This is a genomic window from Pseudomonas palmensis (assembly GCF_017848315.1).
GTDB classification, from domain to species: Bacteria; Pseudomonadota; Gammaproteobacteria; order Pseudomonadales; family Pseudomonadaceae; genus Aquipseudomonas; species Aquipseudomonas palmensis.
Genome location: NZ_JAFKEC010000013.1, coordinates 35,453 through 50,106 on the forward strand (window position 1 = coordinate 35,453; position 14,654 = coordinate 50,106).

Sequence of the window (14,654 nt, forward strand, 5' to 3'; positions counted from 1 at the left end):
ACCCCATTACAAACAGCGACTACGAGAGGTAAACAGCATGAGCACCGAAACCCTGATCAGCATCCTGCAGTCTCTTAAGCAACAAGGGCTGAGCCCCCTTGAGGCGGTCAAAGAGGCACTGGCCCAGCTCCAGTCACGTGCCCGAGGGGCTACCACCGACAACACCGCAGTGGCCGAAGCCGTGATCGAGGTTTTCTCGCCCCTGACCGCGACCCAACTCGCAATCATCCTGCACACCACCTATCCGGACCTGACTGCGCTTGACGTCGGGAAAACCATTCTCAACCCGAAAGTGCTGCCAGCCACACCGGCCACCGAGATGAATGAAGCCCTTGGCAAAGCGGGTTTCGACGCCTCCAGCGTCAGTGATGCAGTGAACATCCTGTATCCGGTTACCGTGACCATTCAGGCCAATCAAGCCTGGCAGCAAAGCGGCCTGACAGTGACTGGCCGCCAGGTCACCCTGATTGCAGCGCAAGGCTCCTGGACTTCCAACCCGGCAACAGGGAAAACAGGCCCGGCCGGCAACACGAACTATCGCGCCAAGCAAGGCTATACCCTGCCAGGCCAGTTCGAGGGGGCCCTGATCGGCCGCATTGGCGACAACGCACCGTTTCTGGTTGGGCCTCAGGTCAAGGTGCCGGCAGGACAGTCGGGGGCCCTGCAACTGTGCATCAACGATGACCTCAACGGGATTTATGGTGCGGGCCTGACGGACAACGTCGGTAGCATGCAGGTAGACATCCGCACGCAAGGCGAATAGCCGATGCTGCCAGCCCGGTGGCTACCTCACCGGGCTGGCAGCCTCATTGCCCCGGCGCGCTGCCACGCTCCCCGAAGAGCAGCGTCACATTGACCCGTTGATTGAGGTAGCCCGGCCGGAAAGCCAGTGGCGCGGTGGCATGGAACAGATCTGAGTTGAAAATCACAGCGCGATTGCACCTGTAAGGGATGACTGTGCGCCGGGCTCCAGCCTCCTTCAGAAAGGCAGCAATTCGATCACCTTGGCGATTGTAGGTTTCGAAATCCCAGTCAGAGGGTGCCTCGACGTCGTAGACCACAAGCCCTCCCGAGTCGCGGTCAAGGTTTGCCTCGTCCGGCGTGATCCAGAAGTTCACGTTCACAGCGGCAAAGTCTGCATGGGGGTGTGTCGCAGGCTGGTCATGCTGGTACTTGAACCCCCACATCTGAAGCAATGGGTGATGCTTGCCGATAAGCTGGGGGAAGCAACGCCGAATCTCATCGGCAACCTGCAGCAGAAGCGGGCAATTGAAACCCTCCCTGAAGAACGCGCCGAGCCGACCATGAGCATATCGGTCGGTATGCCAGATGGTGGACTGCAAACAGAACGCCTGCACAAGCGCCAGTGCATCAGCAGACAGGAAGTCGTCGATCACGACCAGGCCCAGGGGGCTCTCCAGGTAATCGCGTTCAGCTCGCAGCAGCGCCTGGCTCATCTTCAAGGCCCCCTCTTGCAGTCGCGGAGCCTGCAACTGGTGCACATTACGCCCGTAGCTCGGGGGCAGCGCAGCGACGTTGGCCGGGGGTGTTGCCAAACTGTTGGGCTGTTCGAATGGTTGGAGAGCTGCCTCATAGCTAGCAATCTCCGCCTCAAGACGCGGACCAATCAGCTGGTGGTCTCGCAAATAGCGTAACTGCTCCAGGTCGTGGGCCAGCTTGGCCCGCGAAGCCCTCGGTACAGCGCCACGCCCTTCGCAGGCACCGGGTTGAGACAGGCTGCGCTCGTCACCACGAACTACAGAGGCATAGTGCGCAGCCCACAGGCCCGCAGCGTCAAGGTCGTGAGTACGCAATGAAGTGCTGACGAGTTGCTCCAGGATCTCTGGATCGCGCGGGTACAGTTCGCCGAGGACCTCCCACATGCCACGGGCCGAATCGTGCTGGCCCATGTGGCCATACAGCGTGGCCAGCAAAAAGGCCAGGTTGGCCCTGGCCAGGTCGAAGGCAGGCTGCAGGCTGATCGCAGCCTTGTAGCTCGAAATTGCGTCCTCATTGCGCCCCGATTGCTGCAAGGCCCAACCCAGGTTGTTATGGCCAACAGCCCAGTCAGGACACTGCTGCACAACGGCACGAAAGCATGCCTGTGCGGCATCGAACTCGCCCTGATCGCACAGGGTACAGCCTTCCTCCAGCAGCACCGATACGGTCTGCTGCGCGCAGCCATTGCCTGCAGCCTCTGGCGTGGTGCGCAGGGCACCATATTTCGCCATCCAGACTTGCGCACTCACGCAAAGCCTCTGAACGGGTCAAGGGCAGCCTTCATCTTCATGGCGCGGCCGAAAGCGTCCTTGTCGGTACTTTCAGCAGCCTCATTCCCGTCATCGCCAATCGCGGCGCTCGCACCGCCAGTGTCATTCAACGCAGCCCAGGCTGGCTCGGTCTCAAGAGACCTTGCGCCGTAGGCTCGAATCACACCGGTTATGTTTGTGCCATCCCTTTCAGCGTGCATGGTCCGTCCTTGGAGTCGAGCATCAGGTGGCTCGTGGAGTCGGGTTGCGAAACGCCAAGCATAGCCACTGTATCGCCACCATCCACTGAAAGTGCAGCTACAGGTGGAAATGCCCCGCAGCCTCGGGCTGATAGAGCACCTTCCGGATCTCGATCCGGCGGGTTCGATCAGCGATTCGCCAGTCGATGGCGTCCCCCTCCTGATAGCCGAGGATGGCGGCGCCGATGTCGGAACACACCGAATGCTTGCCGGTGCTGCTGTCCGCGTCTTCGGGGTAGACCAACGCCACTTCGATCTCCTCGTCGTCCAGCTGCAACAAGGCCCTGGAGTTCATCGTGACGACATTGCGCGCCACCTGCTGCGGCTTCACGACGATGGCCCGCTCGAGCTCATGCTCGAGTTCAACCACGGTCGGGCCTTCCTCTAGCGCGATCAGGCCCTCGAGCCTGGCCTTGTCGATTTCTGTGATGTAGATCCCGGTGGAGTCGCCCACGGCACCTTCGCGCAAGAGCCTGAGGTAGCGCCCCATCGTCATGGCAAATGACTTCAATGTCGGCGTTTCGCTCTCCAGCACAAAGCCGCTGCGTACAAAGGCTTTCAGCGAGCGCGTGTTGTCCGGGTGGATCTTGGCGATGAGCTTCTTGGCCCGCATGTCGAGGAAGGCCAGTTTCATGCCTTCGCGAATCGTACGGGCGCCAAGGTTTCGGCCCCACTTGTCGCTGTCTCCGATGACCAGGACGATCTCGCAGTTGGAGCCAGTCTTGACGAGGCGGACAAAGCCGACGGGGGCGTCATGTCGGTCATAGGCCATGAAGAATCGGCCGCCCCGATTGAATAGATGGGTCAGGATCGGCAATTGAGTCCGATCGATGGCTTGTTCGATGGAGCGAGAAACATCACGCGAATCACTCAGATAGCAGGTAACACGTTCGTCTTCCAACCAGTCCATCAACGTCAGCGCATGTGCCCGGGTAATTTCAGGGCACAGCGAAATGAAAGGCCTGTTCATCTTCACCACACTTGATATGCAAAGGATGAAAGCCCTTCATGGCGATTGCCATGACGGTTCTTTCGGCAACCGGCCATCTTAAGACATAACGCCAGAATGGCGAACAGGTTGCGCACTTTCCTCCCCCCCACACCGCCTGCGTCCGAACGTCGCAGCAAAGTGACTTGGCAAATGCCGCGCAATGCTTAAAATCTCGCCTCCTTTTCTACAGTCTGCAGGTGGCATCGCCCTGCCCTGGCTGGCCCTTTCCTGCCGTTCGATACATCGCGCGTACTGCCCGAAGGCGCCGTGCAGCAGGTCACTCGAGGTTTTTATGTCTCCGCGTTTGCTGGCCATGGCGCTGGCGCCCCTGCTGGGCCTGTTCATCATCGCCCTGGGCAATGGTGCCTTGTCGTCCTTGACCACATTGCGCCTGGGCGAAGCCGGGGAATCGGCCACGATGATCGGTATCGTCGCCTCGGCCTACTTCATCGGCCTTACGCTAGGCGCCCTGTTCAACGACCGGCTGATCCTGCGGATCGGCCATATCCGTGCCTACAGCAGCTTCGCCTCGCTGATTGGCGTCACCATCCTGCTGCAGGGCATGTTCTATGACACCTGGGGCTGGTTCGTGCTGCGCCTGATCAACGGCTGGGCCACCGTCGGCGTGTTTCTGGTCATTGAAAGCTGGCTGCTGCTGGCCGGTGACGCAAAGATCCGCGGGCGCCTGCTAGCGCTCTACATGATCGCCCTGTACGGCGCTGGCGTGCTGGGCCAGGCAACCCTGGGCGAGATCACCGGTTGGGGCGACACGGCGCCATTCATGGTCGCCGGCATGCTCGCGTCCTTGTCGGTGCTGCCGATCGTGATCCTGCCGCGGGTGTCGCCGCTGCTCGACCAGGTCGAGCCGCTCAAACCACGACAGCTGCTGGGGGTGACGCCTACCGGTTTGGTGGGGTGCTTTGGCTCAGGGGTGGCCATTGCCGCCGTGTATTCGTTGCTTCCGCTGTACCTGCAGCGTATCGGCCACGATATCGGCGAAGTCGGCAGCCTGATGGCCTGGACGATTCTCGGGGCAATGCTGCTGCAGTATCCCGTAGGGCGCTGGTCTGACCGCAGGGACCGCCTGGAAGTACTGACCGTGCTTGCGGCGGTATGCAGCGTGCTTTCGCTGGCAGTGGTACTGCTGCCGCTGTCCGCGACGCTGCTGGCCGCACTGCTGTTCCTGCTGGGCGGCGGCGTGTTCGCGCTCTACCCGGTAGCGGTCAGCCATGCAGCAGACCGCGCGTCGCCCGAGGCGCTGGTACCCATGATTCAGGGCCTGCTGCTGATCAACTCGCTGGGCTCTGCCATGAGCCCGCTGATGATCTCGCCGGTCATGACATCGCTGGGCGAAAACGGGCTGTTCTGGGCCTTCGCGGTGGTCAACCTGAGCATGGTGACGTTTTTCGTCTGGCGTCGCGGCAAGCGCCCGGTACCGGTCAATCCTGCGCCGTTCACGGCCTCGGCAACCTTTTCGCCTACCGGTGCCGAGTTGCGCCTGACAGAAGACCTGATGCAGGCCGTGCAGGATCACCCGCCGATGCCCGATGCGGTCAACGGCCAGGCCGCCCCCAAGCCCGCGCCACACTGCGAGCCTGGTTGAAAGAGGCTACAGTGGAGCGTCCCGAGACCCCGAACGCGTTGATCGAGCGTTCACCTTGGGTCGAGAGGCACTGCTTCAGCAGTCGACAGCCTCTTGGGCAACTCGCAATCTGCTCGAAACTGCCGGAGGACGCATGAACCGTTTCAATCCACGAAAGCTTGGGCTGTCAAAGTGGACCGCCTGCCAGCCGGTCAACCGTGAAAAGCACTTCCTGGTCACCGAGTTGATTTGCGATGAGCACGGCACACCCCTGCAGATCGAACTGCAGGCCGTGCACAGCGGGCGAAAACAACTGCTCGACTGGCAGGAACTCAGGGATAGCCAGCGCTGGAAAATCGGATGGTGCTGAACGGCACATTCTGGGTATGGGACGATCAACCGATCGCCTTGTGAATCCTTTGACTGGCAGCATGGATCTCGCAAACCAGTTGCCCCACCGCCTCCTCAACCGTGCCTTCATTACGGCACAGCACCCACCCGTTATCCGCAACCGCCTGCTCGAATGCCTGCGTGGCAGCAACCTGCTCCTCCAGGCTGAACATCACGGTACTGCCCAGCCCTCGCGTTCTGGCCGCCGCCCTCGCCCACGAAATCTGCGGGCTGGTAACCACCCCTACGTGCAGGTCCGGCACACTCACCTCGCGCTCGAGGTTCAACCGCAGAATCTCGGCAAACGGCACTATCCGGCGAAACGCCGCATCCGATGGATACCAGCGGTCGATCAGGATGATGCTGTTGGGCGGCTGCCTGGTCAGCACCTGGCGGGAAATCCAGGCCCGGCTCTCGGCAAGGCGTTCGCAAACCGCCCACTCCAGCGACCGGCTGGGGTTTCTGACCAGTGCGTTGACGAGCGCCATCGTCTCGCCCCGGCCGGGGTCGCTGTTTTTCTCGGACAGCCGGACCACCTTTCTGCCGTCAGCCCGCAGTGCCTGGGTCACAGCTTCCAGCAGCGTGGTCTTGCCGGTTCCCTTGGGGCCATCCAGCGAAACGAAAAGCGGACGGTTCATTGTTGTTGCGCCTCTGGTTGTGTCCATCAGTCATGAGCCGGCATTCTTGCACACCCGCTCCCCAGCAGACACCGAGGCACCTCCGTCAATGGACCCGACACTCACCCAGGCCCTTGCGCAACTGCGCAGCGCCCTGCCCATCGGCCTGCGTCACGCCCGGGCCCTGCTGCAACGCTGCGCCGGCAACCCGCAGCAGGCCGCCGAGCTGTACAAGGCCGAACTGCTGCAGGTGCTGATGGAAAAATCCGGTCTTCCACACCACCAGGCCCGCCAGTACCTGCACAGTGCGGGCTACGACCTGAGCCGCGCCTTGACCGCCCTGGACGAAGCGCGTTTCACCCTGACCCAGCGCATTCTGCGCCACCATCACCAGGACAAACCACGCGCCCTGGACCTGATCGCCCAGGCCATCGAAACCGCCGAACAGCTGCCCCGCCAGTACGGGCTGGATTTCGAGCGCCTGGATCAACTGCCCCCGGCGCTGCGCTGCTTCATGGTGATCCACGAATGGCTGGCCTTCGAGCAATGGGAAGGCTTTGACAGTGCCCTGCACTTTCACCTGCCCCAGGCCATCGCCCAACTCAGGCACCTGCAGCTCGATGCCCTGGCGAACACACTGGAGCAGGCCGATCAGCGCCAGCAGCACCTGCGCCAGGCCCATGCCGATGAACGCCACGTCGAGCTGGCCGTACGGGTCCAGCAGGACCTGCTCTTCGACGCCTGCCAAACCCGCTTCAACCAGCAGCGCACGCAGCTCGACGAGCAGCTGTACGCGTGGGTGGAGCGGCACATGGCGCAGTTTCCCGCCTGAGCCGCGCCCCTGCAGCGCGCAAGCCGGTAGACTGCCGCCCTCCCCGACGGACCTCGGATTCCCCCTCATGGAACTGCACTACCGCATCACCCCCGACCACCTCCAGTCCTTGATCGCCGAAGCGCTGAAGCAGGAACTGCTCAAGCAGGACGCGCAACAGGCCCGCGCCCTGGTCACCTTCGCCAGGTGGCAGAGCCGCCTGATCGGCCCGCTGATGTTCGCCCTGTGCCTGATCGGCGCCCTGCTGGCGGTGTATCTCCCGGAGCGACGCATCACCCCGGAGAAAGCCATCGCCCTGCTGCTGTTCGCACTGGTGTTCATCCCGCTGTGGTGGCGCTTTTCCGGGCGCTGGGTCGGCCACCTGCAAGCGCGGATCGCCGCCAACCACGCCAAGCCCCGGGCACCGGTACGCGGGCTCAACCAGCGCCTGATCGAGGCCAGGCTTCGGGCACCCCTGAAATCGGCCCAGGACACGTACAAGCTGAGCTTCGATGATCAGGGCTTCACGCTGGACAAGGCCCGGGGCGGCAAGACGGTCCTGGCCTGGGAGCAAGTCGTACACCTGCTGGAAACGCCGGATTTCTACCACGTGGCGAGCGCAGACATGCGCGCCAAGGGCATGGCCTGCCTGATTGCCAGGCACAGCGAGCTGATGCCGGCGCAGGACTATCAGCAAGGTCTGCAGGCGTTTCTGAGCCACTGCCCAGTCACGGCTAGCGCCCCGGCCACGTCTTGCCCCTCAACCCCGAAGTAGCCCTCGGCCGGCCTGGGCGCAGGTGGTAATTCGGCCAAAGCACAGGGAAGCAATGCCATGGCAACGCGCCGGTGCTGCATGCAGCCACGGCGAACGTATAAGGTAGGCCGCACAACAATCCAACTGCCAAGGAGACAGCCATGACCCTGTTCTGCCGGCTTAGCCTGCTGTTGCTGATCGTGGGAATGCTGCTGGGCGAGATCGTGCTCGCCAGCGTGGGGCTGGTGGGCGTGTGCGGCGCGGCGCTGTACATCAGCATCCGCGAGGACACCCCGCAGGCGCCCCCCGCCGAGCCGGAGTTTCTCGCCTAGCCGTTCAAAGCTGCAGCGGTTCGGCGCCCTTGACGAACATCTGCGCCGTGACAATGCAGCACTTCTCGGCCTTCTTCGAACTGAAGGCCTTGTGGTCGAGCGCCCATTCCAGCCAGAAGCCGTCGATCAGCGCGGTGATGGTCAACGCCGCGCTTTTGGCGTCTATCTGCGTGCCCTGTGCCTTGCCGATGGCCTTGAACACCGACTCCAGTTCCTTGCGATAGTCGGCATAGAGCTTCTTGTTCAAGGCGCGCAGTTGCTCCGACGATACCGCCGCCCCCCAGAACCCCAGCCAGGTGGTGAGGATGAACTCGTTGAAGATCTGCCCGCGAAACGAGGAGCGGATGATCGCCAGCAGACGGTCCTCGGGGGTGCCGCCCTGCACCGCCAGGTACTTGCGGGTTTCTTCGCGCAGCTGGTCGGTGAGTTCCTGGTAGGTCGACAGCATCAGCTCTTCCTTGCTGGAAAAGTGATGGCCGATCAGCCCGATGGACACCCCGGCCTGCGCGCAGATGCGCTCCAGGGTACTGCCACTGTGGCCATAGCGGGTGATGCACTGCATCGTCGCCTCGATGATGGCCTTGCGGCGCGTCTCGGGGTCGATGCGGGTTCGACGCTTCCTGGGTTGGGTTACTTCGGGCTCACTGCTCATACGTCAACAACCTGTGCACTGCGGGGCATGGCCCCGGTCTCCGGACAGCGGCTACATCTCAGTCGCCAAGCGAGGCGACAATTTAGCAACTTTTGCCCGGGCAAGTGACAGGAAATGGCGATTGCCCCGGCGTGCGTTGCGCACGCCGGGGCAATCGTCGACAGGCTCAGTTGGCGCTCAGGCCGCGCTCCAGGTCCTTGTCCAGTTCATCGATGCGCGACAGCTCCGCCGCGATGTCCTGGGTGCGGCACAGCCACCCGTAGACCAGCGCCGACACCACCAGACCCACCAGCATGCTGATGTCGGCGCCATCGAGCAGCGTGGTCACGTAGCCGGTATACAGCCCGGTGCTGGAGAACGGCAGCATGGCCACGAAGCCTGCCACGTAGGCGCCGATGCCGCGCCAGTTCCAGCGCCCGTAGATCCCGTTGGGCTTGAAGATCTCGGTAATCGAAAACTTGCCGTGGCGTACCTTGTAGAAGTCCACCAGGTTGATCGCCGTCCACGGGGTGAACAGGTACAGCAGGATGGCCAGGAAGTCGCCGAAGTCCTTCACGAAGTTGTCCGAGGCGGTCATCGCGATGGCGATCGCGGTCCCGCCCACCAGCAACATCGAAACGATGCGCTTGAACAAGGTGGAGGTCTGGGTCTTCACCGTGTCGGCGATACTCAGCAAGGTGATCGAGGCGCCGTAGAAGTTCTGCGCCGCGCTGGTCACCAGGCTCAGCACCGCCAGGATCAGCAGGCATTCGCCGAAGCCGCCGAACAGTGTGTTGCCCAGCATCACCAGGCCCTTGGCCAGGTTCTGCCCCGGGCTCAGTGCCGCGGCCAGGGCGCCGATCAGCATCATCCACACCCCGCCGATCATCGCGCCCATGTAGGTCCACCAGAACGACGAGCGCACGCTGACATTGGCCGGCAGGTAGCGCGAGTAGTCCGACACGTAGATCGCCCAGCTCAGCTGATACGCGGCGGCCACGAAGAACTGCGCCAGGAACGGCGTTGCCTTGAAGTCCGAGACGCTCAGCTGATCGGCTGGCAGCTTGACGAAGAAGAACAGCCCCACGGTGAACACCAGCATCACCGCGATCAGCACGAACGCCAGCAGCCGCTGCACCTTGTGGAAGGTGTTGTAGCCGGCAATCGCCATGACGATCGCCAGCAGCGAGAAGGCGATGGCCGAGCCGTTTTCGGGAACGTCGAACAGTTCGTGCAGCGTCTGGCCCACCAGCAACTGGTTGAAGGCGTTGTAGCCCACGTAGGTGGCGATGGCCACCACATACACCAGCAACGCGCCCAGGTAGCCGAACTGCGGGCGCGACTGGATCAGTTGCGGCAGGCCCATCTGCGGGCCCTGGGTGGAATGGCCGGCCATGAACAGCGTGCCGAAGGCGCAGCCCAGGAAGATCGCCACCGCCGACCAGAACAGGTTGGCGCCCATGCCGACCCCGATGATGCCCACCGCCAGGGTGGTCAGGTGCGCTTCCCCGCAGAACCAGATGGGCCACAGGTGCCACGCCTTGCCGTGGCGCTCTGCGAGCGGGACGTAATCGATGGAGCGTGTTTCAAGGTTCAGGCGTCCCTTGGACGCCGAGTGGGAGGCAGACATGGCAGTTGCACCTTTTTTTATTGGTCTGGTTGCACGGCTAAGCGGAAAACAGCGGGTTCATCAATCGCGGGCGTGGTTGATCGCCTGGGTCAACAGCGCCTCCAGTTGCGCCTGGGTGCTGTCGCGCGGGTTGGTCAGCCGCGCCGGGTCGCCCATGGCCTTGCGTGCCACGGCGCCGACATCGGCCTGGCGGACCCCGAGCTCGGCCAGCGACCTGGGAATCTCCAGGCGGTCGAGCAAGGCGCACACGGCGTTGTAGAAGGTCTCGAACTCGGCGTCCGGCAAGCCCAGGGCCTGCGCCACCGGCATCAGGCGCGGGGTGATCTGCGCCTGGTTGTAGCGCAGCACCACCGGCAGGATGACCGCGTTGGTCAACCCATGGTGGGTGTTGTAGGTGGCGCCCACCATATGGCTCAGTGCGTGCACCAGCCCCAGGCCCTTGAGAAACGCCACGCCGGCCAGGCACGAGCCGATCAGCATGTTGCCCCGCGCCTCCAGGTCGTGACCGCGTTCGACGGCGGTGTCGATCGAGCCCCACAGCAGCGTCAATGCCTGCAACGCGGCGCCATCGCTGAGCGGGTTGAAGCTGGGCACGAAGTAGGCTTCCAGGGCATGGATGATCGCATCGCACCCGGTCCATGCGGTCAGGTTGGCCGGCAGGCTCTGGGTCAGCTCCGGGTCCAGGATCACCGCCGCCGGGCGCGCCCGTGGGTGCCACACGCAGCCCTTGATGCCGCGCCCGGTGTCAGTGAGCATCGCGGTGCTCTCGGTTTCGGCGCCGGTGCCGGCGGTGGTGGGAATCGCGATCACCGGCGCAAAGTCCGCCGCACTGAAACCTGCTGGCACCGGCTTGTCGAAGTCGAAGGCCCACAGCTCGCTGCGCTGCTGACGGGCGACCAGGGCCACCGCCTTGCCGCCGTCCAGGCCACTGCCGCCCCCCAGCGCGATGATGCCATCGGCGCCCCAGGCCCGATAGGCTGCGGCACCGGCCAGTACCGACTGGTCGGTGGGGTTGGGCTCGATGCCGCCGTACAGGCCGCAGGCAAGCCCCGCCTCGGTCAGGCTGCGCTGCAGTTCATCCACGAAGGGCAGGCGCAGCGAGCCCTGGTCGGTGATGATGATCGGTCGGCTGATGTTGAAGTCCCGGCACAGCCTGGCCAGGTGATGACGCGCACCCGGGCCGTACTCGATGGGCAGTGGCACGGTCCATTGTTGCGGGTTCAAGGCTGAAAGCGTGTTTTGCATGGGGTTGACCTCAACGGCAGCGCAGAATGGTGGATTTCAATTCGGTGTACTTGCCCAGCGCATGGGCCGAATTGTCCCGGCCATTGCCGGACTCCTTGAACCCGCCAAACGGGAAGTTCATGTCCACCAGTTCGTCATAGCAGTTGACCCACACCGTGCCGGCCCTGAGCTGGCGGGTGGCGCGGTGAATGGTCCCAAGGTCGGATGACCACACCGCCGCCGCCAGGCCGAACTCGGTCTGGTTGGCGATGGCGATGGCCTCATCGAGGGTGTCGAAGGGAATCACCACCAGCACCGGGCCGAAGATTTCCTCGTTGGCGATACGCGCGGTTGCATCCGGGGCAAGGAAGATCGTCGGCTCCAGGTAGGCGCCTGCCCCCACCGGCGAGAGCGCCTGGCCGCCCTTGAGCAACTGCGCCTCGTGCCGGCCTGTTTCGATGTAGCGCTGGACGCGCTCGAACTGCACCGCGTCGATGATCGCACCCGTGACGCTGGCCGGGTCCAGCGGGTGCCCCGGGTAGTAGCTGTCGGTGGCCACGAGCAGTTCGCGCAGCAGCGGCTCGATCACCGAGCGCTGCACCAGCAGACGCGACCCGGCGCTGCACACCTGGCCCATGTTGGCGAAGATCGCCGCCGCTGCCGATTGCGCGGCCTGGGTGATATCCGCGCAATCGGCCATGACGATGTTGGCCGACTTGCCGCCCAGCTCCAGCCATACACGCTTGAGATTGGAGGCGGCGGCGTTCTGCGCGATCTGCCGCCCCACCGCGCCGGAGCCGGTGAAGGCGATACAGTCGACGTCGCCATGCAGGCTCAGCTCGCGCCCCACCGCGCCATCACCGGGGAGCACGTTGAATACCCCCGCCGGCACACCCGCTTCCATCGCCAGGGCAGCGATGCGCAAGGCGCTCAACGGGGTTTTCTCCGACGGCTTGAGCAGCACGCTGTTGCCGGCTGCCAGGGCCGGGGCGAACTTCCAGGCGGCCATCAGCAGCGGGTAGTTCCAGGGCACCACCGCCGCCACCACGCCCAGCGGCTGCTGGGTCACGGTGCCGAAGAACTGCGGGTCGGTGGCCGGCACCTCGCCGTGCACCTTGTCGATCAGTTCGGCAAACCAGCGCAGGCAGTAGATCGTGCCCGGCAGGTCGGCACCAATGGTATCGGCAATCGGCTTGCCGCTGTCCAGGGTCTCCAGCAGCGCCAGCTCGTCGGTATGCGCCTCGAGCAGTGCGGCCCACCTCAGCAGCACCGCCTTGCGCTCGCGGGCCGCCAGCTCGCTCCACACGCCGGCCTCGAAGCTGCGCCGCGCAGCAGCCACGGCCAGGTCCACATCGGCCTTCGCGCACTGGGCCACCGCCGCGAGCACGGCGTCGTCAACCGGGCTGCGGGTGCAGAAGGTCGCCCCGTCTTGCGCGTCCACATAGCGCCCGTCGATGAATGCCCTGCCCTCCAGCGGCAACGTTGCTGCCTTGTCGAGCCAATAGGCCCTGTCTTTGAGTCGTGTCACTGCAATACCCCGTCTTGTTCTTGTCAGGCTGGGGCAATCCTAGGCGATACTGAAAATATCTTCAATAACGATCAAGGCCGTTACTGAATTTATTTTCAATAAAAAATGCCCGCATGAGCGGGCATTGTTCCAGGCGATGCATGGGCAGCAGCGTGCAGTCAGTCAGTCCAGGTCAGCGAGGGCGCCCCCCGCCGGCGCATCACCCAGGCAATCAGCAGGCCGCCGAGCATCCAGGCGGCGCCCAGCACCTTGGCGTGCACGTTGGTGCTCCACAGCGCATAGCTCAACAGCAGCACGCCCAGCACCGGGGACACCCCATGGCTGAACAGCTGCGCCTGGCCGATCTTCCTGAAGTAGATCATCACCGACACGTGCAACAGGATGTAGGCGGTCAGCGCGCCGAACGTGACCAGGGTCACCATCACATCCAGATAGCCGGCCCCGGCGAACGCCACCACGAACGAAACCAGCGCAACCGTGACGATGGCGTTGGCAGGCACGTTGGTGCGGGCACTGATACGGCTCAGGTACGCGGGCAGGCGCTTGTCCCGCGACATGCTGAACAGCACCCGCGCCGTGGTCGCCTGGGACACCAGGGTGTTGGCCATCAGCGCGATGATGCCGCTGGTCAGGGTGATCACCGGCAGAAACCAGGCCCCGACGATCTCGGCACTGAGGGTATAGAACGCGGTGTCGGCAGCGGCGCCCTGGTACACCGTGCCCAGCGGCACGAACACTGCCGCCAGGTACACCTGCCCCACGAACAGCACCGTGACCAGCATCAGCAGCATCATCGTGGCTCTGGAGACCGTCTCCCCGCCCCCCTTGGCCTCTTCGTTCAGGGTCGACACCGCGTCGAATCCGATGTAGCTGAGAGCTGCAATCGGTACGGCGGCGAACACCATGGCCATGGAGAAGTCGGAGCGGTTGTAGAACGGCGCGATGAAGTGCTCCAGGGTCGGCTTGAGTTCGATGATGCGAGAGGTGGCAAAGGCGGCGAACAGAAACAGCACCACCAGTTGGATCAGCAGCAGCACCTTGCTCAACCTGGCATTCATCTCGATGCCCATCAGGTTGACCGCCGTGGGCACCGCTACGAAGGTGACCAGCCACACCGTGGTCGGCACCTGCGGGAACTGCGCCGACAGCGCCGCCGCCCCCAGCACCGCCAGCAGTGCCGGCAGCAGCAGGTAATCGAGCAGAATCGCCCAGCCGGCCACGAAGCCCAGGCTGCTGTTGGTGCCGTGGGTGACATAGGAATAGACCGAGCCGGCCAGGGGGATCTTCCTGGCCATCTGGCTGTAGCTGATGGCGCTGAAGATCATCGCGACGGCGGCCACCAGGTACACCAGCGCCACCATGCCGGCGGAGGTGTTGTAGATAAGCCCGAACACGCTGACCGGGGCGATGGGCACGAAATACAGCAGGCCGTAGGCGAGCACATCGGAAAAGCTCAGTACCCGTTTGAGCCCTGCCTGCTCCGGGTCTTGTGTACTGGGGGTGTCTGACGCATTGGCAATCGACATGGGCAATCTCCGAAGCAATAGATCGTCGAGGCGCAACCCCCTGCTTCGCCAGGGGCCTGGGTCGACTTGTTTTTTATAGTTTTATCCATGACTTCAAGGGTCGGTACAGCGCGCGCGGGGCTGCGTGCG

The 14,654-nt window shown here is 63.6% G+C and carries 14 protein-coding genes and 1 pseudogene; 6 read left to right on the forward strand and 9 right to left on the reverse strand.

Translation table 11 applies throughout. The features are described from left to right. Positions 1 to 37 precede the first annotated feature (37 nt). Positions 38 to 763 (forward strand): hypothetical protein, encoded by a 726-nt coding sequence (locus tag JZZ72_RS10065; protein ID WP_054914499.1) that lies wholly within the window; start codon positions 38 to 40, stop codon positions 761 to 763. A gap of 43 nt (positions 764 to 806) precedes the next feature. Here JZZ72_RS10065 and JZZ72_RS10070 read toward each other — a convergent pair whose 3' ends face one another. From JZZ72_RS10070 to JZZ72_RS10080, 3 genes and pseudogenes are all read right to left on the reverse strand, one after another. Further along, positions 807 to 2,249: a tetratricopeptide repeat protein gene (locus tag JZZ72_RS10070; protein WP_058540195.1), complete on the reverse strand. Its 1,443-nt coding sequence runs from the start codon at positions 2,247 to 2,249 to the stop codon at positions 807 to 809. Further along, entirely contained in the window at positions 2,246 to 2,470 is a 225-nt protein-coding gene (locus tag JZZ72_RS10075; protein ID WP_058540196.1) for a hypothetical protein, read from the reverse strand. The genes JZZ72_RS10070 and JZZ72_RS10075 overlap by 4 nt, the downstream gene beginning before the upstream one ends. 97 nt (positions 2,471 to 2,567) lie before the next feature. Continuing rightward, a pseudogene (locus JZZ72_RS10080) lies at positions 2,568 to 3,531 on the reverse strand (GNAT family N-acetyltransferase). Between the two features lie 261 nt (positions 3,532 to 3,792). Here JZZ72_RS10080 and JZZ72_RS10085 point away from each other — a divergent pair. Together JZZ72_RS10085 and JZZ72_RS10090 are read left to right on the forward strand one after the other, a co-directional pair. After that, complete coding sequence (locus JZZ72_RS10085) at positions 3,793 to 5,103, forward strand: MFS transporter (protein WP_058540197.1); 1,311 nt, start codon at positions 3,793 to 3,795, stop codon at positions 5,101 to 5,103. Between the two features lie 133 nt (positions 5,104 to 5,236). Next, a complete protein-coding gene (locus tag JZZ72_RS10090; RefSeq protein ID WP_054914496.1) occupies positions 5,237 to 5,452 on the forward strand; it encodes a TIGR02450 family Trp-rich protein in 216 nt (71 codons plus the stop codon). 25 nt (positions 5,453 to 5,477) lie between these two features. On the opposite strand, the gene JZZ72_RS10095 is transcribed toward JZZ72_RS10090, so the two are convergent. Beyond that, positions 5,478 to 6,110 (reverse strand): dTMP kinase, encoded by a 633-nt coding sequence (locus JZZ72_RS10095; protein WP_058540198.1) that lies wholly within the window; start codon positions 6,108 to 6,110, stop codon positions 5,478 to 5,480. A gap of 88 nt (positions 6,111 to 6,198) precedes the next feature. On the opposite strand from JZZ72_RS10095, the gene JZZ72_RS10100 reads away from it, so the two are divergent. The 3 genes from JZZ72_RS10100 (at position 6,199) to JZZ72_RS10110 (ending at position 7,986) form a co-directional block, all read left to right on the forward strand. Next, positions 6,199 to 6,921 carry a hypothetical protein gene (locus JZZ72_RS10100; protein WP_210014417.1) on the forward strand — a complete coding sequence of 241 codons (723 nt, stop codon included), beginning with the start codon at positions 6,199 to 6,201 and terminating at the stop codon, positions 6,919 to 6,921. Between the two features lie 67 nt (positions 6,922 to 6,988). Further along, a complete protein-coding gene (locus tag JZZ72_RS10105; RefSeq protein WP_058540200.1) occupies positions 6,989 to 7,675 on the forward strand; it encodes a hypothetical protein in 687 nt (228 codons plus the stop codon). A 140-nt stretch (positions 7,676 to 7,815) separates the two neighbouring features. Continuing rightward, a complete protein-coding gene (locus JZZ72_RS10110) occupies positions 7,816 to 7,986 on the forward strand; it encodes a hypothetical protein (RefSeq protein WP_167400189.1) in 171 nt (56 codons plus the stop codon). A 4-nt stretch (positions 7,987 to 7,990) separates the two neighbouring features. Here JZZ72_RS10110 and betI read toward each other — a convergent pair whose 3' ends face one another. The 5 genes from betI to JZZ72_RS10135 form a co-directional block, all read right to left on the reverse strand. Further along, entirely contained in the window at positions 7,991 to 8,638 is a 648-nt protein-coding gene (gene betI / locus JZZ72_RS10115) for a transcriptional regulator BetI (RefSeq protein WP_058540201.1), read from the reverse strand. Between the two features lie 166 nt (positions 8,639 to 8,804). Further along, complete coding sequence (locus JZZ72_RS10120; RefSeq protein ID WP_043861246.1) at positions 8,805 to 10,247, reverse strand: purine-cytosine permease family protein; 1,443 nt, start codon at positions 10,245 to 10,247, stop codon at positions 8,805 to 8,807. 60 nt (positions 10,248 to 10,307) lie between these two features. After that, the gene (locus JZZ72_RS10125) at positions 10,308 to 11,492 is read right to left on the reverse strand and encodes an iron-containing alcohol dehydrogenase (protein WP_054914492.1); all 1,185 of its coding nucleotides are present in this window, start codon (positions 11,490 to 11,492) and stop codon (positions 10,308 to 10,310) included. A 10-nt stretch (positions 11,493 to 11,502) separates the two neighbouring features. After that, a complete protein-coding gene (locus JZZ72_RS10130) occupies positions 11,503 to 12,999 on the reverse strand; it encodes an aldehyde dehydrogenase family protein (RefSeq protein ID WP_058540202.1) in 1,497 nt (498 codons plus the stop codon). A gap of 158 nt (positions 13,000 to 13,157) precedes the next feature. Continuing rightward, on the reverse strand, positions 13,158 to 14,525 hold the full coding sequence (locus JZZ72_RS10135; protein ID WP_058540203.1) for an APC family permease: 1,368 nt from the start codon (positions 14,523 to 14,525) through the stop codon (positions 13,158 to 13,160). Positions 14,526 to 14,654 lie beyond the last annotated feature (129 nt).